The sequence below is a fragment of the Streptomyces cirratus genome, assembly GCF_014650775.1.
Lineage (GTDB): Bacteria > Actinomycetota > Actinomycetes > Streptomycetales > Streptomycetaceae > Streptomyces > Streptomyces cirratus.
Genome location: NZ_BMVP01000002.1, coordinates 807977 through 831690, shown reverse-complemented (window position 1 = coordinate 831690; position 23714 = coordinate 807977). Strand labels below are relative to the sequence as shown.

The window sequence follows — 23714 nt, the reverse complement described above, 5'->3', positions numbered from 1 at the left end:
CTTCGCACGCACTCGCCGCTGTCGCTACTGGTCCGGTTTCCGCCCGGAGCCTAGACCGTGGCCGGGCGCGCGGGGAACCGTCAGAGGGCCTTCACCACCGGAACGTTACGTTTCCGCAGGAAAAAACCGCCCGGCATCACACCCGCGGCAGGGATTCCGCTTCCAGTCCGCCCTCGATGGCGAGGATCCGGTGGAGCCGGGTCGCCACGAGCAGCCGCTGCATCTGGGCGGGCACCCCGCGCAGCACGAGACGGCGCCCGGAACGGCCCGCCCGCCGGTGGGCGCCCATGATGACGCCGAGTCCGGTCGCGTCCCAGGAGTCGAGCCCGGCGAGGTCGAGCACGAGGTCGCCGTGGCCGCGGTCGAGGGCCGTGTGGAGGGCCGTACGGGCGTCCGCCGCGCTGCGCACGTCGAGGCGGCCCCCGACAACGAGTTCGGCGTGGTCGCCCCTGATGTGCATATGTGCTCCCGCAGTCCCGCGTACGTGCCGCGTACGTTTGGTCCGACTGGTCCGTGGTCGGCAACTCTCACTGGAACTGACTGCCCCGGGGGCAGGGAAGTTGCCGACTGTGAGCGAACCGATACTCTCATTCACACCAACGGGTGAAGGCGTTCGAACGATGGCGCTCAGTGCTTGTAGAAGCCCTGCCCGCTCTTGCGACCGAAGTCACCGGCGTCCACCATCCGGCGCATCAGCTCCGGCGGCGCGAACTTCTCGTCCTGCGACTCGGTGTAGATGTTGCTGGTGGCGTGGAGCAGGATGTCGACACCCGTGAGGTCGGCGGTGGCCAGGGGCCCCATCGCGTGCCCGAAGCCGAGCTTGCAGGCGATGTCGATGTCCTCGGCCGTCGCGACGCCCGACTCGTAGAGCTTGGCGGCCTCGACGACCAGTGCGGAGATCAGACGGGTCGTCACGAAGCCGGCCACGTCGCGGTTGACGACGATGCAGGTCTTGCCGACGGACTCGGCGAACGCGCGGGTCGTGGCGAGGGTCTCGTCGCTGGTCTTGTAGCCGCGGACGAGCTCGCACAGCTGCATCATCGGGACGGGCGAGAAGAAGTGCGCGCCGACGACCCGCTCCGGGCGCTCCGTCACCGCGGCGATCTTGGTGATCGGGATGGCGGAGGTGTTGGACGCCAGGATCGCGTCGTCGCGCACCAGCTTGTCGAGGGCGCGGAAGATCTCGTGCTTGACCTCGAGCTTCTCGAAGACGGCCTCGACCACGATGTCCGCGTCCGCGACCGCGTCGAGGTCGGTGGTCGTGGTGATCCGGGCGAGCGCCGCCTCGGCGTCCTCGGCCGTCAGCTTGCCCTTGGAGACGAACTTGTCGTAGGAGGCCTTGATCCCGTCCGTGCCGCGGGTCAGCGCGGCATCGGTGACATCGCGCAAGACGACGTCCCATCCCGCCTGAGCGGAGACCTGAGCGATCCCGGAACCCATGAGTCCGGCACCGATGACGGCGAGCTTCCCAGCCACTGCACACCCCTCGTTCTCGCTACGGCCCAGTCTCGTAGCCTCTCCGGCGGAGACTAGCGTCCGTGAGGGACGGTGTGACCGCGAAGTAACACGCGTCACGTCTCAGATGACGGACATCACACTGGTACGGCCCAGCAGCGCGGCGGGGGGCCGCAGTTGACCCTTGCGCACCTTTGTCCGGGAAAGCGCCTTCCTCCCTCCCCGGGCCGCACCGGGTGCTGTCACTAGGCTGGAGCCATGGTGAACCTCACGCGCATCTACACCCGCACCGGCGACAAGGGCACGACTGCCCTCGGTGACATGAGCCGCACGAACAAGACGGACCTGCGGATCTCCGCGTACGCCGACGCCAATGAGGCCAACGCGGCCATCGGGACGGCGATCGCGCTCGGCGGCCTGTCCGAGGACGTGGTGAAGGTCCTGGTCCGGGTGCAGAACGACCTGTTCGACGTCGGGGCCGACCTGTGCACCCCGGTCGTCGAGGACCCGCAGTACCCTCCGCTGCGCGTCGAGCAGTTCTACATCGACAAGCTGGAGGGGGACTGCGACCGCTTCAACGAGCAACTGGAGAAGCTGCGCAGCTTCATCCTCCCCGGCGGCACCCCGGGCGCGGCCCTCCTGCACCAGGCGTGCACGGTGGTCCGGCGCGCCGAGCGCTCGACGTGGGCGGCGCTGGAGGTCCACGGCGAGGTGATGAACCCGCTGACGGCGACCTACCTCAACCGTCTCTCGGACCTCCTCTTCATCCTGGCCCGCACCGCCAACAAGGACCTCGGCGACGTCCTCTGGGTGCCGGGGGGCGAGCGCTAGGGGGCCTCCCCGGGGGCGGGCGCCGGGGCTTTGCGGGGGAAGAAGGTGTACGTCGCCGCCACCACGGTGTGGACGGCGAAGACCCGCAGCGCCGCGAACTGCCAGCTCCGGAGCCCGCTGACGTCGGCCCCGTCGCCCGCGTACCGGATCACCGCCTGGAGCAGTCCCAGCGCGACGGCGGCGGCGACGAGGGTACGGACCCACAGCCGCCACTCGTGCCGGGCGCGGGCCTTGCCGTACAGCGGACCGGGCGGCTTCGGCCCCCCGCCGAAGCGGTACGCGGCGTGCCGGTCGAGCCACTTCACGGTGTAGTGCCCGTACCCGGCGGCGTAGCCGAGGTAGAGCGCGGCCAGGCCGTGCGTCCAGCCGGGCTCGCCGCCGCCGCGCAGGTCGAGGGCGGTCGCGGCCAGCAGGGCCAGTTCCAGCACGGGCTCGCACAGCAGGACGGCGGCCCCGAGCCGGGGCATCCCGGCCAGGTAGCGCAGGGCCAGTCCGCCGGCCAGCAGCACCCAGAAGCCGATCTCGCAGCCGATGATCAGGGTGACCAGCACGGTCCGTTCCTCTCGTCGTGATCCTTCCCGGCCGCTCACGTCGCACCGGCTGCTTCCAGCCTCGCGTCCGGGGGATCCGCACCGCGTCGTCACCGGTGACGAACCGCGACTGCATCCTTCGGTGTAGCCGGGCGGGAAGCACCTCCGCCCCCGCGGCGAGGTCCGTGGCGCTGCGGGCGTGTTGGATGGGGACCGTGACCGCCACGACCTTCCGTCCCCACCGCCACGACGTGCTACTCGCCGTCGTCAGCGTGCTCGTGGGCCTGCTGCTGTGGCTGCTGGGGATCCACAGCAACGGCGACCGGCCCACACCGGACTGGCTGGCCCTCATCCCCCTGCTGGTCCTGGGCGCGATGGAGCCGCTGCGCCGCTCCAACCCCCGGCTGACGCTGGCCGTCGGTACCGTCGGGGTGATCGCGGACCAGTTCACCGTGGGCAACCTGGGCACGGTCCTGATCTTCACCGACCTGATGTACGCCGCCGTCGTCTACGGCACGCCCGCCTCGGCCCGGCGGCTGCCGATCACCACCGGACTGATCACGATCGCCGTCACGATCGCGTCCGTGGCCTGGCTGCGCACCCCGCAGTCCCTGATGATCGGCGTGCTCACGGGAATCGTGTGCTTCGGACCGGCCCTGACCGGCGCGACCCTGCGCAACCACCGGGACGCCGCCGAGGCGGCCCGGCTGCGCGCCGGACAGACGGCGCTGCTGGCCGAGATGGACCGCAGCCAGGCCGTGACCGCCGAGCGGGCCCGCATGGCCCGGGAGTTGCACGACATGGTGGCCAACCACCTGTCGGCCATCGCCATCCACTCCACCGCCGCGCTCTCCATCGACTCGGCCGACACCAGCCGCCAGGCGCTCGGGGTGATCCGGGAGAACAGCGTCCAGGGGCTCGCCGAGATGCGCCGGCTGATCGGTCTGCTGCGGGACGCGGGCGCGGAGCAGGAGGCCGCCGCCACGCCCTGCCTCGACGGGCTCGACGCCCTTCTGGGCCAGGCCCGGGTCAACGGCGCGGCGAGCGGGCTGGACTTCGTGCTCGTCGACGAGCGGACGCCCGGGGAGCCGCTGCCCGCGCCGGTGGAGCTGGCGGCGTACCGGATCGTGCAGGAGTCGCTGACCAACGCGCTCAAGCACGCCGCCCCGGGCGAGGTCACGGTCCGGGTGGGCCGGGCCGGCCCGGAAGGGCCTCTGACCGTACGGGTGGACTCGCCGTACGGCGACCGGCCGGGCCCCCGCGCCCCCGGCTCGGGGACCGGGCTGACCGGCATGCGGGAGCGCACGCAGTTGCTGGGCGGGGAGTTCGCGGCGGGCCGGGCGGGACCGGTGTGGCGGGTGCGGGCGGCGTTGCCCGCCGGGGAAGGGGCGGTGACCGGATGACCGGGCGGGTCGTGACGGTGCTGGTGGCGGAGGACCAGAGCGCGGTACGGGCCGGGCTGGTGCTGATCCTGCGCAGCACGGGGGACATCGAGGTGGTGGGGGAGGCCGCGGACGGCGAGGAGGCGGTCCGGCTGGCCCGGGAACTGCGGCCGGACCTGGTGCTCATGGACGTGCAGATGCCCCGCCTGGACGGGGTCTCGGCGACCCGCCAGGTGGTCGGCGAGGGGCTCGCGGACGTGCTGGTGCTGACCACCTTCGATCTGGACGAGTACGTCTTCGGGGCGCTGCGCGCGGGCGCGGCGGGGTTCCTGCTGAAGAACGCGGAGGCCTCGGAGCTGATCGGGGCGGTACGGACGGTCGCGCGCGGGGAGGGGCTGATCGCCCCGGCGGTGACGCGGCGGCTGATCGCGGAGTTCGCGGCGCCACGGGCGGTGCGCCCGGCCGTACCGCCGGCGAAGGCGGCGGCGGTGGAGTCGCTGACCCGGCGCGAGCGCGAGGTGCTGGGGTGTCTGGGCGAAGGTCTGTCCAACGCGGAGATCGCCGGGCGGCTGGAGATGGCGGAGGCGACGGTGAAGACGCACGTCAGCAAGGTGCTGGGCAAGCTGGAGCTGCGCAGCCGCCTCCAAGCGGCCGTACTGGCGAGGGAGTTGGACCTACGGGGCCCGACCCCCGGATGAGGTCTGGACCTCTTGACGGTTGGTCCAGACCTTTCTACGCTCACCGGAACTGTGGTGAGCGTGCCATGACAAACAGGCAGGCTCACGGGCGGCGCAGGTCCCACCCCCATGCCGAAGTCGGCCCCGCGACTTCGGCGGACCTACGGAGGACGACCTTGAGCACAGCACCCCCACCCCGCACCCGACTCTTCCGGAGGCTCGCCGCCGCGGTGGCAGCCTTCGCCCTGCCGGCCGCGGGACTCGTGGCCCTGGCCGGCCCCGCCCAGGCCGCCGGCTCCGCGACCGCGACGTACACGAAGGTCTCCGACTGGGGCTCCGGCTTCGAGGGCAAGTGGACGGTGAAGAACACCGGCACCACCACCCTGACCAGCTGGACCGTGGAGTGGGACTACCCCTCCGGCACCACGGTCACCTCCGCCTGGGACGCCACCGTCACCAGCTCCGGCACCCACTGGACCGGCAAGAACGTCGGCTGGAACGGCACCCTCTCCCCCGGCGCGACCATCAGCTTCGGGTTCAACGGCGCCGGCCCCGGCTCCCCCTCCGGCTGCAAGATCAACGGAGCCTCCTGCGACGGCGGTACGACCCCCACCGACTCCCCGCCGTCGGCCCCCGGCACCCCCACCGCCAGCGGCGTCACCGACACCTCCCTGACCCTCGGCTGGAGCGCCGCCACCGACGACAAGGGCGTCAAGAACTACGACGTCTTCCGCGGCGGAGCCAAGGTCGCGACGGTCACCGGCACCAGTTACAGCGACTCCGGCCTCACCAAGGGCACCACCTACAGCTACACCGTCACGGCCCGTGACACCGCCGACCAGACCGGGCCCTCCTCCGGCGCCCTCTCCGTCACCACCACCGGCGGCGGCACCACACCCCCGCCCGCGGGCGGCCCGGTCAAGCTCGGCTACTTCACCGACTGGGGCGTCTACCAGCGCAACTACCACGTGAAGAACCTGGTCACCTCCGGCACCGCCTCGAAGATCACCCACATCAACTACGCCTTCGGCAACGTCACCGGCGGCAAGTGCGCGATCGGCGACGCATACGCCGACTACCAGAAGACGTACGACGCCGCGTCGAGCGTCGACGGCACCGCCGACACCTGGGACCAGCCCGTCGCGGGCAACATCAACCAGCTGCGCGAGCTGAAGAAGAAGTACCCCGGCATCAAGGTGCTGTGGTCCTTCGGCGGCTGGACCTGGTCCGGCGGCTTCGGCCAGGCCGCCGCCAACCCGGCCGCCTTCGCCGACTCCTGCTACAGCCTGGTCGAGGACCCCCGCTGGGCGGACGTCTTCGACGGCATCGACATCGACTGGGAGTACCCGAACGCCTGCGGCCTGTCCTGCGACACCAGCGGGGCCGCCTCCCTCAAGAACCTGCTCTCCGCGCTCCGCGCCAAGTTCGGCGGCAGCAACCTGATCACCGCCGCCATCTCCGCCGACGGCTCCAACGGCGGCAAGCTCGACCTCGCCGACTACGCGGGCGCGGCCCAGTACGTCGACTTCTACAACGTCATGACCTACGACTTCTTCGGCGCCTGGGACGCCAAGGGCCCGACCGCCCCGCACTCCCCGCTCACCTCCTACGCGGGCATCCCGATCGCCGGCTTCAACTCCGAGGCCGCCATCACCAAGCTCAAGGGCAAGGGCATCGCGGGCTCCAAGCTCAACCTGGGCATCGGCTTCTACGGACGCGGCTGGACCGGCGTCACCCAGGACGCCCCGGGCGGCGCCGCCACCGGCCCCGCCCCCGGCACGTACGAGCAGGGCATCGAGGACTACAAGGTGCTCAAGGGCAGCTGCCCGGCCACCGGCACCATCGCCGGCACCGCCTACGCGAAGTGCGGCAGCAACTGGTGGAGCTACGACACCCCCGCCACCATCGCCGGAAAGATGACCTGGACCAAGCAGCAGGGCCTCAGGGGCGCCTTCTTCTGGGAATTCAGCGGCGACACCACGAACGGCGAACTCGCGAACGCGATCCACACCGGTCTCCAGTAACCCCCACCCACAGGACCGGTGAACGAACGAAGCCGGGGAGGAAGGGTCCGCCCCCTTCCTCCCCGGCTTCTCCTTCTTGACGCGCCGCTCGCACGGCTCGGCCCCAGGGGGCCTCACCGGCTTCCCGCCGCTGCGCCGAACTCCGTCCGGCGGGGACGCCCCGGCCCTCAGGCCACGTTCACCCTCTGCCCCGGAGGCGCCGCCTCCAGCCAGGCGAGGAAACCCGTCAGCGCGTCATCGCTCATCGCCAGCTCCAGGCGCGTCCCCCGGTGGGAACAGCCGAGCACGACGGCGTCGGAGAGCAGCGCCAGCTCCTCCTCGCCCTCGGGGGCGCGACGGGACAGCACCTCGATGGAGGAGCGCTCGAGCAGCCGGCGCGGCCGCGGCGAGTAGCTGAACACCCGGAACCACTCGATCCGGTCACCGCTGTAGCGGGCGACCCCGTACACCCAGCCCTTGCCGGAGACGTCGGGCTCATCGGCCACGCCCCAGCGCAGGCTGCAGTCGAAGGTCCCCCCGGACCGCTGGATGAGTCTGCGGCGCAGCCCGAAGACGAATAGCCCGATCACCACCAGGGCTACGACCAGGCCGCTCACAAGCAGAGCGAGGAGCATCTTCACCGACCTCCTCGCTCATCGAATACAGCACACGAAAAACTGATCCGCATCGCCTCAGCCGCGACCCGCTCTGGAAAATTCCAGACCGGGCCGCGGCTGAGGACGCACACTATTCGGTAAGGGGCTCAGTGCCCCGTCACCGCGCGCAGCCGGACATCGGCGCGACGCTCGGCGGCCGCGTCGGCCTCCGCCTTCGCGCGCTCCAGTGCCCGCTCCGCCCGCTGGACGTCAATCTCGTCCGCGAGCTCGGCGATCTCGGCCAGCAAGGACAGCTTGTTGTCCGCGAACGAGATGAATCCGCCGTGCACCGCGACGACGACGGTGTTGCCGTCGCTGGTGCGGATGGTCACCGGGCCCGATTCCAGCACACCGAGAAGCGGCTGGTGACCGGGCATGACGCCGATGTCGCCGGACGTGGTGCGCGCGACAACAAGGGTGGCCTCGCCGGACCAGACATTGCGGTCCGCCGCGACCAGCTCGACGTGCAGCTCAGCAGCCAAGGTGGCTCCTCGGGTCACCACCCGGCGGGTCTGCCGGGTGTTGGGTCAAATTCTAATGGGCGTGGGGAGAGGGGCGGGACGTACCCCGCCCCTCTCCGTAAATCAGCTCTGCTCGCGAGGAGCGGGGCTTCAGGAGACGCCCAGCTCCTTGGCGTTGGCCTTCAGGTCCTCGATGCCACCGCACATGAAGAACGCCTGCTCGGGGAAGTGGTCGTAGTCACCGTCGCAGATCGCGTTGAACGCGGTGATCGACTCGTCGAGCGGAACGTCCGAACCGTCCACGCCGGTGAACTGCTTGGCGACGTGGGTGTTCTGCGACAGGAAGCGCTCGACGCGACGGGCACGGTGGACAACGAGCTTGTCCTCCTCGCCCAGCTCGTCGATACCGAGGATCGCGATGATGTCCTGGAGGTCCTTGTACTTCTGCAGGATCCCCTTGACACGCATGGCGGCCGCGTAGTGGTCCGCCGCGATGTACCGCGGGTCGAGGATGCGGGACGTCGAGTCCAGCGGGTCCACGGCCGGGTAGATGCCCTTCTCGGAGATCGGACGGGAAAGCACCGTCGTCGCGTCGAGGTGGGCGAAGGTGGTGGCCGGCGCCGGGTCGGTCAGGTCGTCCGCGGGGACGTAGATCGCCTGCATGGAGGTGATCGAGTGACCGCGGGTCGAGGTGATGCGCTCCTGCAGCAGACCCATCTCGTCAGCCAGGTTCGGCTGGTAGCCCACCGCGGACGGCATGCGGCCGAGCAGCGTGGAGACCTCGGAACCGGCCTGGGTGTAACGGAAGATGTTGTCGATGAAGAAGAGCACGTCCTGCTTCTGCACATCGCGGAAGTACTCCGCCATGGTCAGACCGGCGAGCGCGACGCGCAGACGGGTGCCCGGGGGCTCGTCCATCTGGCCGAAGACGAGCGCCGTCTTGTCGATGACGCCCGAGTCGCCCATTTCCTCGATGAGGTCGTTGCCCTCACGGGTACGCTCACCGACGCCCGCGAAGACCGACACACCGTCGTGGTTGTTGGCGACGCGGTAGATCATTTCCTGGATCAGAACGGTCTTGCCGACGCCGGCACCACCGAACAGACCGATCTTGCCACCCTTGACGTACGGGGTGAGGAGGTCGATGACCTTGACGCCGGTCTCGAACATCTCGGTCTTCGACTCGAGCTCGTCGAAGCTCGGCGCCTTGCGGTGGATCGGCCAGCGCTCGGTCACCTCGGAGTTGGCCTCCGGGTAGTTGAGCACCTCACCCAGGGTGTTGAAGACCTTGCCCTTGGTGAAGTCACCGACGGGGACGGTGATGCCCTCGCCCGTGTCGGTCACCGCGGCCTGGCGGACCAGACCGTCGGTCGGCTGCATCGAGATGGTACGGACGAGGCCGTCACCCAGGTGCTGCGCGACCTCGAGGGTCAGGGTCTTGAGCTTGCCGTCCTCGGCCGGGTCGGCGACCTGGACCTTGAGGGCGTTGTAGATCTCGGGCATGGCGTCGACGGGGAACTCCACGTCGACGACCGGGCCGATGACCCGGGCGACGCGGCCCGTGGCGGCGGCCGTCTCAACAGTGGTCGTCATTACTTGTCACTCCCCGCGGTCGCGTCAGCCATGGCGCTCGCGCCACCGACGATCTCGCTGATTTCCTGGGTGATTTCGGCCTGGCGGGCCGCGTTGGCAAGCCGGGAGAGGCTCTTGATGAGGTCCCCGGCGTTGTCGGTGGCCGACTTCATCGCGCGGCGGCGGGCGGCGTGCTCGGAAGCGGCCGACTGCAGCAGCGCGTTGTAGATGCGGCTCTCGACGTAGCGCGGCAGCAGGGCGTCGAGGACGTCCTCCGCCGACGGCTCGAACTCGAACAGCGGAAGGATCTCGCCCTTCGCACGGTCCTCGTCCTGAGCCCCAGCGGATGTCTCCGCGAGGCTGAGCGGCAGCATCCGGCCGTCCACGGCGTTCTGCGTCATCATCGACACGAATTCCGTGTAGACGATGTGCAGCTCGTCCACGCCGCCCTCGGCCGTCTCCGTCTGGATGGCCTCGATCAGCGGCGCGGCGACGCGCTTGGCGTCCGCGTAAGCCGGGCTGTCGGTGAAGCCGGTCCACGAGTCCGCGATCTTGCGCTCGCGGAAGCCGTAGTAGGCGACACCCTTGCGGCCGACGATGTAGGCATCGACGTCCTTGCCCTCAGCGCGCAGCCGCTCGGTGAGCCGCTCCGCCTGCTTGATGGCGTTCGAGGAGTAGCCGCCGGCCAGACCGCGGTCGCTCGTGATGAGCAGCACCGCGGCGCGGGTCGGCGCCTCGACCTCGGTGGTCAGGGCGTGCTTGGTGTTCGAACCGGTCGCCACCGCGGTCACCGCACGGGTGAGCTCGGTCGCGTACGGCATCGATGCCGCCACCTTGCGCTGCGCCTTGACGATGCGCGAGGCGGCGATCATCTCCATCGCCTTGGTGATCTTCTTGGTCGCCGTGACGGCACGGATGCGACGCTTGTAGACCCGGAGCTGCGCTCCCATGAGTCAGGTCCCTTCCGTCGTCACTTGGAGACGTTGACGGCCGGAGCGTCCTCGCCCAGGAGCTTGCCGTCAGACGTCTCGAACTGCTGCTTGAAGGCAGCGATGGCGTCCGCGATCGACGTCAGGGTGTCGTCCGACATCTTGCCGCCCTCGGCGATCGAGGTGAGGAGGTCCTTGCGCTCGCGGCGCAGGTGCTCCAGCAGCTCGGACTCGAAGCGACGGATGTCGTTGACCGGGACGTCGTCCATCTTGCCGGTGGTGCCGGCCCAGACGGAGACGACCTGCTCCTCGACGGGCATCGGCTGGTACTGGCCCTGCTTGAGCAGCTCGACCATGCGCTTGCCGCGCTCCAGCGAAGCCTTCGACGCGGCGTCCAGGTCGGAACCGAAGGCGGCGAACGCCTCCAGCTCGCGGTACTGGGCGAGGTCGACGCGCAGTCGGCCGGAAACCTGCTTCATGGCCTTGTGCTGCGCGGAACCACCGACGCGGGAGACCGAGATACCGACGTTCAGCGCCGGGCGCTGGCCCGCGTTGAACAGGTCGGACTCCAGGAAGCACTGGCCGTCGGTGATGGAGATGACGTTGGTCGGGATGAACGCCGACACGTCGTTCGCCTTGGTCTCGACGATCGGCAGACCGGTCATCGAACCGGCACCCATCTCGTCGGAGAGCTTCGCGCAGCGCTCCAGCAGACGCGAGTGCAGGTAGAAGACGTCACCCGGGTAGGCCTCACGGCCCGGCGGGCGGCGCAGCAGCAGCGAGACGGCGCGGTAGGCGTCGGCCTGCTTCGACAGGTCGTCGAAGATGATCAGGACGTGCTTGCCGGCGTACATCCAGTGCTGGCCGATGGCGGAGCCGGTGTAGGGCGCCAGGTACTTGAAGCCGGCCGGGTCGGACGCCGGGGCGGCGACGATCGTCGTGTACTCGAGCGCGCCGGCCTCTTCCAGGGCGCCGCGAACGGACGCGATGGTCGAGCCCTTCTGGCCGATGGCGACGTAGATGCAGCGGACCTGCTTGTTCACGTCGCCCGAGCGCCAGTTGTCGCGCTGGTTGATGATCGTGTCGACGGCAAGAGCGGTCTTGCCGGTCTGACGGTCACCGATGATCAGCTGACGCTGGCCACGGCCGATCGGCACCATCGCGTCGACGGCCTTGTAGCCGGTCTGCATGGGCTCGTGCACCGACTTGCGGACCATGACGCCCGGGGCCTGCAGCTCGAGGGCGCGGCGGCCCTCGGTCGCGATCTCGCCGAGGCCGTCGATCGGGTTGCCGAGCGGGTCGACAACGCGGCCGAGGTAGCCCTCGCCGACACCTACGGAGAGAACCTCACCGGTGCGCTGCACCGGCTGGCCCTCCTCGATACCGCTGAATTCGCCGAGGACGATCGCACCGATCTCGCGCTCCTCGAGGTTGAGGGCGAGACCGAGGGTGCCGTCCTCGAACTTCAGCAGCTCGTTCGCCATGGCGGAGGGCAGACCCTCCACCTTCGCGATGCCGTCGCCGGCAACGCTGACCGTTCCGACCTCCTCGCGCGAGGCCGCGTCCGGCTGGTACGACTGGACAAAGTTCTCCAGTGCGTCCCGGATCTCCTCCGGCCGGATCGTGAGCTCCGCCATCTGGGTTCCCTGCTCTCCTTGTTGGGCCTGAAGCTTCTTAGGGGTCTGGGGGTGACCCCCAGGAATCTTCTGCAAGTTCTGCACGGCCCAACCGGGCCGCTAGGAATGCGTTGTTCTATTGGTGGCTGGTCAGCCGGCCATGCGGCGGGACGCCTCTTCGAGGCGGTCCGCGATGGTGCCGTCGATGACCTCGTCGCCGACCCGCACCGAGATCCCGCCGAGGACCGCGGGGTCCACGTCGAGGTTCAGGTGCATCTGTCGGCCGTACAGCTTGGCCAGCACCGCACCGAGACGCTGCTTCTGCGCGTCGCTGAGCGGCACCGCGCTGGTCACGGTGGCGACCATGCGGTCACGGCGCTCGGCGGCGAGCTTGGAGAGGGACTCCAGTCCCGCTTCCAGGCTACGTCCACGCGGGTGCGTGACGAGACGGATGACCAGACGCTCCGTGACGGCGTTCACCTTGCCGCCGAGCAGGCTGCGCAGCAGCTCGCTCTTGGCGGAGGCGGTCGCCGCACGGTCAGTCAGCGCGGAGCGCAGCTCGGTGCTCGAGGAGACGATCCGGCCGAACCGGAACACCTCGTCCTCGACGTTGTCGAGCGCACCCGCGCGCTGGGCCGCCGTGAGGTCGGCGGTGGCCGCCAGCTCCTCCAGCGAGTCGACCAGGTCACGCGACTGCGACCAGCGGGACCGGGCCATGCCGGACACCAGGTCGAGGGTTTCCCCGCTCACCTGGCCTCCCAGCAGGCGGCCCACCAGCTCGGCCTTGGCCTCGCCGGGCTGCGACGGGTCCGTGAGGACCCGACGCAGCGAGACCTCACGGTCGAGCAGCGCGGTGACGGAGGCCAGCTCGTCGGCGAGCTTCGCCGCGTCGACGGACGTGTTGTCCATCAGCGCGTCGAGACGCTCGCGCGCGGAGGCCAGCGCCTCGCGGCTCGCTCCGTTCATCGGGCGGCCTCGGCCTTCTCCTCGAGCTCGCTGAGGAAACGGTCGATCGTGCGGCTCTGCCGGGCGTGGTCCTCAAGGGACTCGCCGACGAGCTTTCCGGCCAGGTCGGTGGCGAGCTTGCCCACGTCCTGACGGAGCGCCTGCGAAGCGGCCTTGCGGTCGGCCGCGATCTGGGCGTGGCCGGCAGCGATGATCTCCTCACGCTGCCGCTGGCCCTCTGCGCGCAGTTCTTCCTTGAGCGCAGTGCCCTGCTCCAGCGCTTCCTGGCGCAGGCGCGCGGCCTCGTGCCGGGCTTCGGCGAGCTGGGCCTTGTACTGCTCCAGCACGCTCTGGGCCTCGGTCTGAGCGGCCTCAGCCTTCTCGATACCGCCCTCGATCGCCTCACGACGCTCGTCCAGAACCTTGTTGATGTTCGGGAGGAGCTTCTTCGCGAGGAAGCCGAAGACGATGACGAAGGCGATCAGACCGATGACGAGCTCGGGGATCGGCGGGAAGAGCGGGTTTTCCGTCTCTGCCGCGAGAACCAGGAGGTTCACATCAGTGCCTTTCGTCTAATGGGCTGTTCGTCGAGACCGAGGATCAGGAGCTCGGGTAAACGAACGGCATGACCAGACCGATCAGGGCGAGCGCCTCACAGAAGGCGAAGCCGAGGATCTGGTTGGCGCGGATCAGGCCGGCAGCCTCGGGCTGACGGGCGAGGGCCTGGGTGCCGTTGCCGAAGATGATGCCGACGCCGACGCCGGGGCCGATGGCCGCGAGACCGTAACCAACGGAGCTGAGGGAGCCGGTGACGGCGGCAAGGGTCTGGGACATGCCAGTTCTTCCTTCTCTTTCACGGACCGGTGGGGGTTGGCCACCGGACGAAATGGGGGCTGAGCGGGGCGGGCCTGGCTCAGTGGTGCTCGGCGAGCGCGCCCTGGAGGTAGCTGCAGGCCAGGAGGACGAAGACGTACGCCTGGACAGCCTGGATGAAGAGCTCGAAGGCCGTCATCACGAGCACCATCACGAACGAGACGCCGGCGTACGCGATGCCGATCCCGTTCAGCAGGTACCAGCTGGCGATCGTGAAGAGCAGCAGCAGGGTGTGACCGGCGAACATGTTCGCGAACAGTCGGACCGCGTGGGTGAACGGACGCACCAGGACGTTCGAGAAGAACTCGATGACCATGACGAGCGGCAGGACGCCACCGAGGCTCTTGTCGTAGCCCGTCAGGTTCTTGAGACCGCCGACGAAGCCGTGACGCTTGAACGTCACCGACATCCACGTGGCGTAGACGAGAAGGGCCAGGATCGCCGGGTAGGCGATGATCGAGGTCACCGGGAACTGCGCCACCGGAACGATCGACCAGACGTTCAGGATCCAGACGAAGAAGAACAGCGAGACCATGAAGGGGACGTACTTCTCGCCCTCCTTCTTGCCCAGCGTCTCGTAGACGATGCCGCGACGCACGAAGTCGTAACCGGATTCGGCCACCATCTGCAGCTTGCCGGGGACGACCTTCGGCTTGCCGAAGGCGACCCAGAAGAAAGCCACGATGATGATGCTGCCCAGAAGGGCCAGCAGCATCGGCTTGTTGAAGTAGACGCTGGTCAGGCCAGCTTCGCCCCACAGCGGCTCGAAGAGGAACGAGTGCAGGCCCGGGCCGGGGAAGCCACATCCTTCGAAGATGTGACAGTCGGTCTCGAAGGCGAGCACCTGCGTCGGGTCAGGACTCACCGCGGGCTCCTTCAGCGTGGCGCATGGGTACGGCAACCTCGTTGTGTCGGCGCGGCGCGAAGCCGCGGTTCGGCACTGGACTGGTGTAACGGATGTGGGGGCGGCGGTCAGGCATCGAGCCTCGCGATGGAACAGGCGTCAGCTCAGATGCCCGCGCCCGCAGTGCCGCAGTTTGAACCGGACGATAGCAGCATCTCGAACGCACGCTTATCCCGGCCCTACCCCTCACGGCTTCGACCCCGGATTTCCGGGCTTGTCGCCCTTCGTGGACTCGGGTTCGACGTAAAGAATCTTGGCCTTCATGTGGGCTCGCGTCTGTGCGCCGATCCACACGAGGGTGGTGGCCACAAGGGTGATCGCGAACGCCCGGGGGTGGAACAACGTCGTGTTCTTGAACACGGCGAGAAAGACGAAGAGCAACAGGATTTGGGCCGCGTAGAGCATGAGGCCCATCGCCTGGAACAGGTGCGGCAGTGATTTCGCCGTGCGCTGGAGAACCAGGAATCCGAGACCCATGAACACGATCACCACCACCGTCGCGATGACGGCCCCGATCGCGCCCTTGCCACCGACCAGCGCACCGCTGATCCCGGCGGCTACAGCGCCGGCGACAGCCGTGGGTACGGCGGTTTGCAGGAGGGATCGGACGTCATCTGACCGCATGGCGGTTTGCTCCGCGTGGTGGTGGGGGCACGGACTCGTACGGGACTCGTACGGGGACGAGCGTAAGCCCGGTCCGAGGCAGCGCCTCGGGCCGTTGGACCGTCGCACTACGGTCCTTCGGCTCTGTCGCCGGGTTTAGTGAACGGTATCACAAAGTATTTGATGAGAGCTTTACCCAGGGAGTGTGCTGACTGTCACACATGAGGGCTAACGCGCCCGTGTGTGCAAGACAACAGGTCGCCTTGTCTGGTAAAGGGCGTTCATGTCGGACATGCGTTCCGGGCGTCAGCGGGCCGATCCGGCCTTACGCCGGTCGGGGAAGCGCGAACGGGGGCCAATGGCGGTCGCCCCGTTGACGCCGGAGATGCCCGCCGCGATCGGCCTGGCCGGCTCCGGCTCCGTCCCCGACGCGTCCAGCAGCGCCGCTTCCGCCGCCCGGTCCGCGTGCCGGTAGCGCGGCGGGACCAGGCCCTCGGCCCAACGCGGGGCGCGCGGGGTGAAGCGCGGCAGGAGGAGCAGTACCAGCCCCAGGGCGCTCAGCCCCGCGATGCCGAGCACGATCCACATCGAGGTCGAGTGCACCGAGTAGGCAACCGCCCCGAAGGCGATCAGGCCCGACCAGAAGTACATGATCAGTACAGCGCGACTGTGGGAGTGCCCGAGTTCCAGCAGCCGGTGGTGCAGGTGCCCGCGGTCGGCCGCGAAGGGGGACTGGCCGTTCCAGGTGCGCCGGACGATCGCCAGGAACAGGTCCGCCATCGGGATCGCGATGATCGTCAGCGGCAGCACCAGCGGGATGAACACCGGCAGCATCGCGTGCGTCGCGTTGCGCTCACCACCCGCGAAGAGCTTCAGTGTGTCCGGGTCCACCTGCCCGGTGATGGAGATCGCGCCGGCCGCCAGCACCAGGCCGATCAGCATCGACCCCGAGTCCCCCATGAAGATCCGGGCGGGGTGCATGTTGTGCGGCAGGAAGCCCAGGCACATGCCCATCAGGATGGCGGCGAACAGCGTCGCCGGCGCCGCCGACTCGATCCCGTAGCCGTACCAGATGCGGTACGCGTACAGGAAGAACGCCGCGGCGGCGATGCAGACCGTGCCGGCCGCCAGTCCGTCGAGGCCGTCCACGAAGTTCACCGCGTTGATGGTGAGCACCACGAGGGCCACCGTCAGCAGGTTGCCCTGCCAGGGGGTGACCGCGACCGTGCCCATGAAGGGCACCGGGATCCACAGGATGGTCAGACCTTGGATGACCATCACACCGGCGGCGATCATCTGGGCGCCGAGTTTGATCAGGGCGTCGATCTCGAACTTGTCGTCGAGCACGCCGATCAGCCAGATCAGCGCCGCGCCGGACAGCAGCGCCCGGGGCTCGTTCGACCCCGTGAACACACCGTTGAGGTTGCGCAGGTGGTCGGCCACCAGCAGCCCCGCGCACAGACCGCCGAACATCGCGATCCCGCCGAGCCGGGGGGTCGGCTCGCGGTGCACGTCGCGGGCACGGATCTCCGGCATGGCCCCGACCGCGATCGCGAACTTCCGCACGGGCCCGGTGAGCAGGTAGGTCACCGCGACCGTGACGCAAAGCGTCAGCAGATATTCACGCACTGGCAGCCCCAGATGTATCGCCGGCCATCTCAGCCCCACACATTAGCCGCGATGTCACCGCTATCGAGGACGCGAGGGGCCCCTAGCCCGGTTGCGGTACGTCCGGCTCGTCCGCGTTACGCCCCATAAGGAGGAAATCCACTGGCCAGCTCGCCGACCTCCGTACGGGTCTGCGCGGTTTCCCCGCGCAGCGCGGCCGCAAACAGCGCGGCGATGCGGACCATCTCCGTCTCCCCCATGCCCTGGGTGGTCACCGCCGCGGTACCGAAGCGGATCCCGCGCTGGTCCCCGTACGGCAGCGCGCAGGTGTCCAGCACGATCCCGGCGGCCGCGAGCCGGCCCCGGGCGGTGGGGCCGTCGATGCCGAGAGGGGCGGGATCGGCGCAGATCAGGTGCGTGTCGGTGCCTCCGGTCGTCACGGCGAAACCCGCGGCGTCCAGCGCCTCGGCGAGGGTCCGGGCATTGGCGACGACCCGGTGGGCGTACGTGGCGAACGCGGGGGCGGCGGCCTCGCCGAAGGCCACGGCCTTGGCGGCGATCGTGTGCATCTGGGCGCCGCCCTGGGTGAAGGGGAACACGGCCCGGTCGACGCGCTCGGCCAGGTCGGCGGTGCACAGGACCATGCCGCCGCGGGGGCCGCGCAGCACCTTGTGCGTGGTCGCGCAGACGACGTCCGCGTACGGGACGGGGCTGGGGGCCGCGCCACCGGCGACGAGCCCGATCGGGTGCGCGGCGTCGGCGATCAGGTACGCCCCGACCTCGTCGGCGATCTCCCGGAAGACGGAGTACTCGGGGTGGCGGGGGTAGCAGATCGAGCCGCAGACGATGGCCTTGGGGCGGTGCGTGCGGGCGAGCTCCTGGACCTGCTGGTAGTCGATCAGGCCGGTCTCGGCGTCGACCCCGTACCCGACGAAGGAGAACCAGCGGCCGGAGAAGTTGGCGGGAGAGCCGTGGGTGAGGTGTCCTCCGTACGGGAGCCCCATCGCGAGCACCGTGTCGCCTGGGCGCAGCAGCGCGGCGTAGGCGGCGAGCACGGCGGAGGATCCGGAGTGCGGCTGTACGTTGGCGTGCTCGGCGCCGAACAGCGCCATGGCCCGTTCCACCGCGATGCGTTCGGCGAGGTCGGCGTACTCGCAGCCGCCGTGGTGGCGGGCTCCGGGGTAGCCCTCGGCGTACTTGTTGGCGAGCGCCGAGCCGAGCGCGGCCAGTACGGCGGGCGAGCAGAAGTTCTCGGCGGCGATCAGTTGCAGGGAACCGGCCTGCCGCTGGGCCTCGCCCGCGAGCACGTCGGCCATCTTCGGATCCTGCTGCCGCAGCAGGTCCGTGGGCGGGGTGATGACGCTCATGGCGCGGCTCCCAGTGCTGTCCCGGATACGGCCACTGTAGGCCCGCCCCCGCGATCGCGCCCCTCGCACTTTCGACGCGCCGCCCGCACTCTCGGCGCGCCGCACGCATTCTCGTCGCGCCGCTCGCACGGCCCGGCCCGAGGGACCGTTCAGGCTTCGCCCCGCTGCGCCGGCCTCCGGCCGTCGGGCGTACTGGGGCTCTGTCGGGCGCCGTCGGCCGTCAGCGGGAGGCGGTGACGCCCGTCAGGGCCGTGACCACGGGGTCCAGCGCCTGGTTGATCTCGTCGCCGATCGAGCGGAAGAACGTGATCGGCGCCCCGTACGGGTCGTACACCTCGTCCGCGTCGGCGGACGGCGCCAGCAGCCAGCCGCGCAGCGCCGCGGCCGCCCTCACCAGGGCCCGCGCGCGCTGCGCCATGCCGTCGTCCAGCGGCGGCAGCGTGGCCGGATCGATCGCCCGCACCAGCCGAGTGAACTCCTTCAGCGTGAACGTCCGCAGCCCCGCCGAGTGGCCCATGGAGATGACCTGCGCCCGGTGGTCCCGGGTCGCCGTCAGCACCAGGTCGGCCCGGATGACGTGCTCGTCCAGCAGCTCCCGCCCCGTGAAGCCGGACGCGTCGGCGCCGAAGTCCGCGAGCACGGCCGCGGCGTTGGCCTCCATCGGGGCCCCCTCGTGGCCCCACGTGCCGGCGCTCTCCACGACGAGGTCGCCGCTGACCAGACCGCCCAGCCGGTGCGCCAGGGCGTGCCGCGTCAGCCGCTCGGTGATGGGCGAGCGGCACACGTTCCCGGTGCTGACGTGGAGGATGCGGAAGCAGTCTCCCCCAGCCTCCGCCGGAAGACGCCCCGTTGCTATGCCACGCCCCTGAGGGCTCACGGAGCCACCTCGAGGTCGGGTACGACCTCCCGCAGCTGCTCGGCGGTCAGCGCCCCCTCACGCAGCAGCAGGGGCACCTTCCCCGTGACGTCGACGATCGAGGAGGGCTGGATCCCCGGGGTGGGGCCGCCGTCCAGGTACACCGACACCGCGTCGCCCAGCATCGCGCGCGCCGCGTCGCAGTCCTCCGGCGCCGGGTGCCCGGTCAGGTTCGCCGAGGACACGGCCATCGGGCCGACCTCGGTCAGCAGCTCGATCGCCACGGGGTGCAGCGGCATGCGTACGGCGACGGTCCCGCGGGTCTCGCCCAGGTCCCAGGCCAGCGACGGCTGGTGCTTGGCGACGAGCGTCAGCGCGCCCGGCCAGAACGCGTCGACCAGCTCCCACGCCTGCTCGGAGAAGTCCGTGACCAGGCCGTGCAGGGTGTTCGGGGAGCCGATGAGGACGGGGGTGGGCATGTTGCGGCCGCGCCCCTTGGCGGCGAGCAGGTCACCGACCGCCTCCGCGCTGAACGCGTCCGCGCCGATCCCGTACAGGGTGTCGGTGGGCAGCACGACGAGCTCGCCGCGGCGCACTGCGGACGCGGCTTCACGCAGGCCCGTCTTGCGGTCCGTGGCGTCGTTGCAGTCGTATCGCCGGGCCATCAGCGGGCCTCCTCTTGCAGCGGGGTGGTGACGTCGTTCAGGAGCGGGGGCGCGCTGATCACGGCATGGCCTTGCGGGCGGTCGCGAAGCGCGGGCGGTTGTTCAGGTCGGGGTGGTCGGCGGCGTCGGCCCAGCCCCGCTCTTCGGCGAAGATCCACGGGACCTGGCCGCCCTGCGTGTCGGCGTGCTCGATGACGACGATGCCGCCGGGCCGCAGCAGCCGGTGGGCGGTGCGCTCGATGCCCCGGATGGTGTCCAGGCCGTCCTCGCCGGAGAACAACGCCATCTCGGGGTCGTGGTCGCGGGCCTCGGGGGCGACGTACTCCCACTCGGTGAGCGGGATGTACGGCGGGTTGGAGATCACGAGGTCCACCTGGCCGTCCAGCTCGGGCAGCGCTCTGAGCGCGTCTCCCTGGTGGACGGTGACGCGGGAGCCCTCGGCGTTCTTGCGGGTCCACCGCAGGGCTTCCTCGGACAGCTCGACCGCGTGGACGCGCGAGCGCGGCACCTCCTGCGCCATGGCCAGCGCGATGGCGCCGGAGCCCGTGCAGAGGTCCACGATCAGCGGCTCGACGACGTCCATCGCCCGGACGGCGTGTATGGCCCAGTCCACGACCGACTCGGTCTCGGGCCGGGGCACGAAGACCCCGGGTCCTACCTGGAGCTCCAGGTAGCGGAAGAAGGCGCGCCCGGTGATGTGCTGGAGCGGCTCGCGCGCCTCGCGGCGGGCGACGGCCTCCCAGTAGCGGGCGTCGAAGTCCGCGTCCTTGACGTGGTGCAGTTCCCCCCGCTTGACGCCGTGCACGAAGGCCGCGAGTTCCTCCGCGTCGAAGCGCGGTGAGGGCACGCCGGCGGCGGCCAGCCGCTGGGTGGCCTGGGCCACCTCGGCAAGCAGCAAGTTCACGCTGGTCCTCCGGGCTGCTGTCGTACGGGGGTGGAGCGGGGGGTCAGGCGGGCGTCACGGTCACGCGGGTGGTGCGGTTCAGTGCGCGGCGGCGAGCTTGGCGGCGGAGTCCGTGTCCACGCAGGCCTGGATGACCGCGTCGAGGTCCCCGTCGAGCACCTGGTCCAAGTTGTACGCCTTGAAGCCGGTCCGGTGGTCCGAGATCCGGTTTTCCGGGTAGTTGTACGTGCGGATCTTCTCGGAGCGGTCCACGGAGCGCACCTGGCTGCGGCGCACGTCGGAGGCCTCCTGCTCGGCGGCTTCCTGGGCCGCGGCGAGCAGCCTGGAGCGCAGGATACGCATCGCCTGCTCCTTGTTCTGGAGCTGGCTCTTCTCGTTCTGGCAGGAGGCGACCACACCGGTCGGGATGTGCGTGATGCGCACGGCCGAGTCGGTGGTGTTGACGGACTGGCCGCCGGGGCCGGAGGAGCGGTACACGTCGATGCGGAGGTCGTTCATGTTGATCTCGACCTCGACCTCCTCGGCCTCCGGGGTGACGAGCACGCCCGCGGCGGAGGTGTGGATGCGGCCCTGGGACTCGGTGGCCGGAACCCGCTGGACGCGGTGCACGCCGCCCTCGTACTTGAGGCGGGCCCAGACGCCCTGGCCGGGCTCGGTGGCGCCGTTGCCGCCCTTGGTGCGGACGGAGACCTGGACGTCCTTGTAGCCGCCGAGTTCGGACTCGGTGGCGTCGATGATCTCGGTCTTCCAGCCGACGCGCTCGGCGTAGCGCAGGTACATGCGCAGCAGGTCGCCGGCGAACAGGGCGGACTCGTCGCCGCCCGCTCCGGCCTTGACCTCCAGGAGCACGTCCTTGTCGTCGCTGGGGTCGCGCGGGACGAGCAGCAGGCGGAGCTTCTCGGTGAGCTCTTCGCGCTGGACTGCCAGTTCCTTGGCCTCGGCGGCGAAGTCGGGGTCGTCGGCCGCGAACTCCTTGGCCGTCTCGATGTCCTCGGCGGTCTGCTTCCAGGCGCGGAAGGTCGCCACGATCGGGGTCAGCTCCGCGTAGCGCTTGTTGAGCTTGCGCGCGTTGGCCTGATCCGAGTGGACCGAAGGGTCGGCGAGCTTCTTCTCAAGGTCGGCGTGCTCGCCGACCAGTTCCTCGACCGCCTCGAACATCGGGGGCTCCTGTGGTGAAAGTGAAGAAAGGGCTGCGGGACGAGAAAGGCGCCGGCCCGGCTGCCCGCGCGTGACGCGGTGCAGCCGGGGTCCGGCGCCGAAGGCTCGCTACTTCGAGCCGGCAGCCTTGCCGAAGCGGGCCTCGAAGCGGGCCACACGGCCACCGGTGTCGAGGATCTTCTGCTTGCCCGTGTAGAACGGGTGGCACTCGGAGCAGACCTCGGCACGGATGGTGCCCTCGGTCAGGGTGCTACGGGTGGTGAACGACGCGCCGCAGGTGCAGCTGACCTGGGTCTCGACGTACTCGGGGTGAACATCGCGCTTCAAGGTGTCTCCTAGATTCGGGAGGGCGCCGGGTCGCAGGGGCCGAATTGCGCGCTGCGTGAACCGGGGCCGACAGACCAGTCTGCCAGGACCGGGCCGCCTGTCAAAATTCTGAGGACACCCCCCTCAACGGGGAGGGGCGGGCATCTATTCCACCCCGGCGGAAACCCCGCCTGCCGGGCATTCACGGCGTTACGGCCGCGGCGTCACGGCTGCTGGACGATGCCTCCGGCGCTGCCCTTGTCACCCATGGAGTTCGCCGTCGCCTCGGCCGGGACCGGCTGGTCCGCGAGCAGGGCGTCCCAGACCATCTTGGACTCCTTGGCGAGCGGGGCGACGCGGTCGGAGTCGAGGGGGTCCGCGGTCACGGGCATGGTGATCATCTGGAGGTTCTGGGCGTCGATGCCCCGCAGGCTCTCGGCGAAGCCCAGGAGGGACTTCACGTCGCCGAGCTGCTTGTCGGTGGTGAGCGCCTTGGTGCCGGTGTCCGCGAGGTCGAGCAGCCGCTTGGGGTTGTCGAAGATGCCGATGCCCTTGACCTGCTTGATCAGGGCCTTCATGAAGGCCTGCTGGAGCTGTATTCGGCCGAGGTCGCTGCCGTCGCCGACGCTCTTGCGGGTACGGACGAGGCCGAGGGCCTGTTCGCCGTTCAGCTTGTTGGGGCCCGCGGGCAGGTCGAGGTGGCTGGAAGCGTCCTTGATCGGCTTGGTGGTGGTGACCTGGACGCCGCCGAGGTTGTCGATGATCTTCTTGAAGCCCGTGAAGTCGACCTCGATGTAGTGGTCCATGCGGATCCCCGACATCTTCTCGACGGTCTTGACCGCGCAGGCGGCCCCGCCGATGGTGAACGACTCGTTGAACTGCGAGCGCGAGCTGCCGCGGTCCGTCTTCCCGTTCGACGTCTGGCAGGCGGGCCGGTTGACCATGGTGTCGCGCGGTATCGATATGACGCTGGCCTTGTGGTGGCCCTCGTAGAGGTGGACGATCATCGCCGTGTCGGAGCGGGCCGACCCGCCGTCGTCCCGGCCGTACTCGCTGTTCGCCCCGCCGCGGGAGTCCGAGCCGAGGACGAGGATGTCCATCGAGCCGTTGTCCACGTTCTGCGGGCGGTCCTTGCCGAGCGCCGCGTCGATGTCGACCGTCTTCAGGTTGCCGTTGAACTTGAAGTAGAAGTAGCCCACGCCCGCGCCGCCGAGTACCACGACCCCCGCGGCCGTCCACGCGACGACTCTGAGGCCCTTGCGGCGCTTGGGCGCCTTCCGTCGGCGCCCGGCGCCCGCGGCGCGGCGGCCGGCCCTCGTGTCCTCGCTCATGCTCTCCTCGGTCCCCGGCCCGCTCCCGCGACCCGTTCGGCCTGTCTGCGACCTCCGCTGTTCTCTGACACAGACGGAGGAA

At 69.8% G+C, this 23714-nt stretch carries 25 protein-coding genes; 4 read left to right on the top strand and 21 right to left on the bottom strand.

What is annotated here, in order from left to right; genetic code table 11:
- Positions 1-136: 136 nt before the first annotated feature.
- Both IE207_RS08835 and IE207_RS08830 read right to left on the bottom strand, forming a co-directional pair.
- Positions 137-460, bottom strand: coding sequence for an STAS domain-containing protein (locus IE207_RS08835; protein WP_190183450.1), 324 nt, complete (start codon positions 458-460; stop codon positions 137-139).
- 167 nt (positions 461-627) lie between these two features.
- On the bottom strand, positions 628-1476 hold the full coding sequence (locus IE207_RS08830; protein WP_190183449.1) for a 3-hydroxyacyl-CoA dehydrogenase family protein: 849 nt from the start codon (positions 1474-1476) through the stop codon (positions 628-630).
- Between the two features lie 237 nt (positions 1477-1713).
- Here IE207_RS08830 and IE207_RS08825 point away from each other — a divergent pair, with 237 nt between their 5' ends.
- On the top strand, positions 1714-2286 hold the full coding sequence (locus tag IE207_RS08825; protein WP_190183448.1) for a cob(I)yrinic acid a,c-diamide adenosyltransferase: 573 nt from the start codon (positions 1714-1716) through the stop codon (positions 2284-2286).
- Here the strand turns inward: IE207_RS08825 and IE207_RS08820 are convergent.
- On the bottom strand, positions 2283-2837 hold the full coding sequence (locus IE207_RS08820; protein WP_190183447.1) for a hypothetical protein: 555 nt from the start codon (positions 2835-2837) through the stop codon (positions 2283-2285). The genes IE207_RS08825 and IE207_RS08820 overlap by 4 nt on opposite strands.
- A 185-nt stretch (positions 2838-3022) precedes the next feature.
- Here IE207_RS08820 and IE207_RS08815 point away from each other — a divergent pair, with 185 nt between their 5' ends.
- From IE207_RS08815 to IE207_RS08805, 3 genes are all read left to right on the top strand, one after another.
- Entirely contained in the window at positions 3023-4219 is a 1197-nt protein-coding gene (locus tag IE207_RS08815) for a sensor histidine kinase (protein ID WP_190183446.1), read from the top strand.
- The gene (locus IE207_RS08810) at positions 4216-4896 is read left to right on the top strand and encodes a response regulator (RefSeq protein WP_190183445.1); all 681 of its coding nucleotides are present in this window, start codon (positions 4216-4218) and stop codon (positions 4894-4896) included. The genes IE207_RS08815 and IE207_RS08810 overlap by 4 nt, the downstream gene beginning before the upstream one ends.
- 155 nt (positions 4897-5051) lie before the next feature.
- On the top strand, positions 5052-6899 hold the full coding sequence (locus IE207_RS08805) for a glycoside hydrolase family 18 chitinase (RefSeq protein WP_373304682.1): 1848 nt from the start codon (positions 5052-5054) through the stop codon (positions 6897-6899).
- A 167-nt stretch (positions 6900-7066) separates the two neighbouring features.
- On the opposite strand, the gene IE207_RS08800 is transcribed toward IE207_RS08805, so the two are convergent.
- The 18 genes from IE207_RS08800 to IE207_RS08715 form a co-directional block, all read right to left on the bottom strand.
- On the bottom strand, positions 7067-7513 hold the full coding sequence (locus IE207_RS08800) for a DUF2550 domain-containing protein (RefSeq protein ID WP_190183443.1): 447 nt from the start codon (positions 7511-7513) through the stop codon (positions 7067-7069).
- A gap of 128 nt (positions 7514-7641) precedes the next feature.
- Positions 7642-8016 (bottom strand): F0F1 ATP synthase subunit epsilon, encoded by a 375-nt coding sequence (locus IE207_RS08795; protein ID WP_190183442.1) that lies wholly within the window; start codon positions 8014-8016, stop codon positions 7642-7644.
- Between the two features lie 129 nt (positions 8017-8145).
- Positions 8146-9588: a F0F1 ATP synthase subunit beta gene (atpD, locus tag IE207_RS08790; RefSeq protein WP_190183441.1), complete on the bottom strand. Its 1443-nt coding sequence runs from the start codon at positions 9586-9588 to the stop codon at positions 8146-8148.
- The gene (locus IE207_RS08785; RefSeq protein ID WP_190183440.1) at positions 9588-10517 is read right to left on the bottom strand and encodes a F0F1 ATP synthase subunit gamma; all 930 of its coding nucleotides are present in this window, start codon (positions 10515-10517) and stop codon (positions 9588-9590) included. Before IE207_RS08785 ends, atpD begins: the two co-directional genes overlap by 1 nt.
- A gap of 20 nt (positions 10518-10537) precedes the next feature.
- Positions 10538-12133, bottom strand: a complete 1596-nt coding sequence (gene atpA, locus IE207_RS08780; protein WP_190183439.1) for a F0F1 ATP synthase subunit alpha — start codon at positions 12131-12133, stop codon at positions 10538-10540.
- Positions 12134-12262: 129 nt separating this feature from the next.
- Positions 12263-13078 (bottom strand): F0F1 ATP synthase subunit delta, encoded by an 816-nt coding sequence (locus IE207_RS08775; protein WP_190183438.1) that lies wholly within the window; start codon positions 13076-13078, stop codon positions 12263-12265.
- Positions 13075-13614 (bottom strand): F0F1 ATP synthase subunit B, encoded by a 540-nt coding sequence (locus IE207_RS08770; RefSeq protein ID WP_190183437.1) that lies wholly within the window; start codon positions 13612-13614, stop codon positions 13075-13077. The genes IE207_RS08775 and IE207_RS08770 overlap by 4 nt, the downstream gene beginning before the upstream one ends.
- Before the next feature lie 43 nt (positions 13615-13657).
- Positions 13658-13891: an ATP synthase F0 subunit C gene (atpE, locus tag IE207_RS08765; protein ID WP_007266589.1), complete on the bottom strand. Its 234-nt coding sequence runs from the start codon at positions 13889-13891 to the stop codon at positions 13658-13660.
- Positions 13892-13970: 79 nt separating this feature from the next.
- A complete protein-coding gene (atpB, locus tag IE207_RS08760) occupies positions 13971-14810 on the bottom strand; it encodes a F0F1 ATP synthase subunit A (protein ID WP_190183642.1) in 840 nt (279 codons plus the stop codon).
- Positions 14811-15020: 210 nt separating this feature from the next.
- Positions 15021-15458 carry a Cg1360 family ATP-synthase-associated protein gene (locus IE207_RS08755; RefSeq protein WP_190183436.1) on the bottom strand — a complete coding sequence of 146 codons (438 nt, stop codon included), beginning with the start codon at positions 15456-15458 and terminating at the stop codon, positions 15021-15023.
- Positions 15459-15743: 285 nt separating this feature from the next.
- On the bottom strand, positions 15744-17078 hold the full coding sequence (locus IE207_RS08750) for an MraY family glycosyltransferase (RefSeq protein ID WP_190183641.1): 1335 nt from the start codon (positions 17076-17078) through the stop codon (positions 15744-15746).
- A 104-nt stretch (positions 17079-17182) separates the two neighbouring features.
- Entirely contained in the window at positions 17183-18412 is a 1230-nt protein-coding gene (glyA, locus tag IE207_RS08745; protein WP_190183435.1) for a serine hydroxymethyltransferase, read from the bottom strand.
- Positions 18413-18632: 220 nt separating this feature from the next.
- Positions 18633-19289 (bottom strand): arsenate reductase/protein-tyrosine-phosphatase family protein, encoded by a 657-nt coding sequence (locus IE207_RS08740; RefSeq protein ID WP_190183434.1) that lies wholly within the window; start codon positions 19287-19289, stop codon positions 18633-18635.
- Positions 19286-19933: an L-threonylcarbamoyladenylate synthase gene (locus tag IE207_RS08735; RefSeq protein WP_190183433.1), complete on the bottom strand. Its 648-nt coding sequence runs from the start codon at positions 19931-19933 to the stop codon at positions 19286-19288. Before IE207_RS08735 ends, IE207_RS08740 begins: the two co-directional genes overlap by 4 nt.
- Before the next feature lie 58 nt (positions 19934-19991).
- Entirely contained in the window at positions 19992-20837 is an 846-nt protein-coding gene (gene prmC, locus IE207_RS08730) for a peptide chain release factor N(5)-glutamine methyltransferase (RefSeq protein WP_190183432.1), read from the bottom strand.
- A gap of 78 nt (positions 20838-20915) precedes the next feature.
- A complete protein-coding gene (prfA, locus tag IE207_RS08725; RefSeq protein ID WP_190183431.1) occupies positions 20916-21995 on the bottom strand; it encodes a peptide chain release factor 1 in 1080 nt (359 codons plus the stop codon).
- 108 nt (positions 21996-22103) lie between these two features.
- A complete protein-coding gene (gene rpmE / locus IE207_RS08720; protein ID WP_030153765.1) occupies positions 22104-22322 on the bottom strand; it encodes a 50S ribosomal protein L31 in 219 nt (72 codons plus the stop codon).
- A gap of 203 nt (positions 22323-22525) precedes the next feature.
- The gene (locus IE207_RS08715) at positions 22526-23632 is read right to left on the bottom strand and encodes an LCP family protein (RefSeq protein ID WP_190183430.1); all 1107 of its coding nucleotides are present in this window, start codon (positions 23630-23632) and stop codon (positions 22526-22528) included.
- Between the last annotated feature and the right edge of the window lie 82 nt (positions 23633-23714).

Coding starts and splice junctions, on each gene's coding strand:
- IE207_RS08835 (WP_190183450.1), bottom strand. CDS start 460: ATGCACATCAGGGGCGACCACGCCGAACTCGTTGTCGGGGGCCGCCTC.
- IE207_RS08825 (WP_190183448.1), top strand. CDS start 1,714: ATGGTGAACCTCACGCGCATCTACACCCGCACCGGCGACAAGGGCACG.
- IE207_RS08815 (WP_190183446.1), top strand. CDS start 3,023: ATGGGGACCGTGACCGCCACGACCTTCCGTCCCCACCGCCACGACGTG.
- IE207_RS08810 (WP_190183445.1), top strand. CDS start 4,216: ATGACCGGGCGGGTCGTGACGGTGCTGGTGGCGGAGGACCAGAGCGCG.
- IE207_RS08800 (WP_190183443.1), bottom strand. CDS start 7,513: ATGCTCCTCGCTCTGCTTGTGAGCGGCCTGGTCGTAGCCCTGGTGGTG.
- atpD (WP_190183441.1), bottom strand. CDS start 9,588: ATGACGACCACTGTTGAGACGGCCGCCGCCACGGGCCGCGTCGCCCGG.
- IE207_RS08785 (WP_190183440.1), bottom strand. CDS start 10,517: ATGGGAGCGCAGCTCCGGGTCTACAAGCGTCGCATCCGTGCCGTCACG.
- atpA (WP_190183439.1), bottom strand. CDS start 12,133: ATGGCGGAGCTCACGATCCGGCCGGAGGAGATCCGGGACGCACTGGAG.
- IE207_RS08775 (WP_190183438.1), bottom strand. CDS start 13,078: ATGAACGGAGCGAGCCGCGAGGCGCTGGCCTCCGCGCGCGAGCGTCTC.
- atpE (WP_007266589.1), bottom strand. CDS start 13,891: ATGTCCCAGACCCTTGCCGCCGTCACCGGCTCCCTCAGCTCCGTTGGT.
- IE207_RS08755 (WP_190183436.1), bottom strand. CDS start 15,458: ATGCGGTCAGATGACGTCCGATCCCTCCTGCAAACCGCCGTACCCACG.
- glyA (WP_190183435.1), bottom strand. CDS start 18,412: ATGAGCGTCATCACCCCGCCCACGGACCTGCTGCGGCAGCAGGATCCG.
- IE207_RS08735 (WP_190183433.1), bottom strand. CDS start 19,933: ATGGCCCGGCGATACGACTGCAACGACGCCACGGACCGCAAGACGGGC.
- prfA (WP_190183431.1), bottom strand. CDS start 21,995: ATGTTCGAGGCGGTCGAGGAACTGGTCGGCGAGCACGCCGACCTTGAG.
- IE207_RS08715 (WP_190183430.1), bottom strand. CDS start 23,632: ATGAGCGAGGACACGAGGGCCGGCCGCCGCGCCGCGGGCGCCGGGCGC.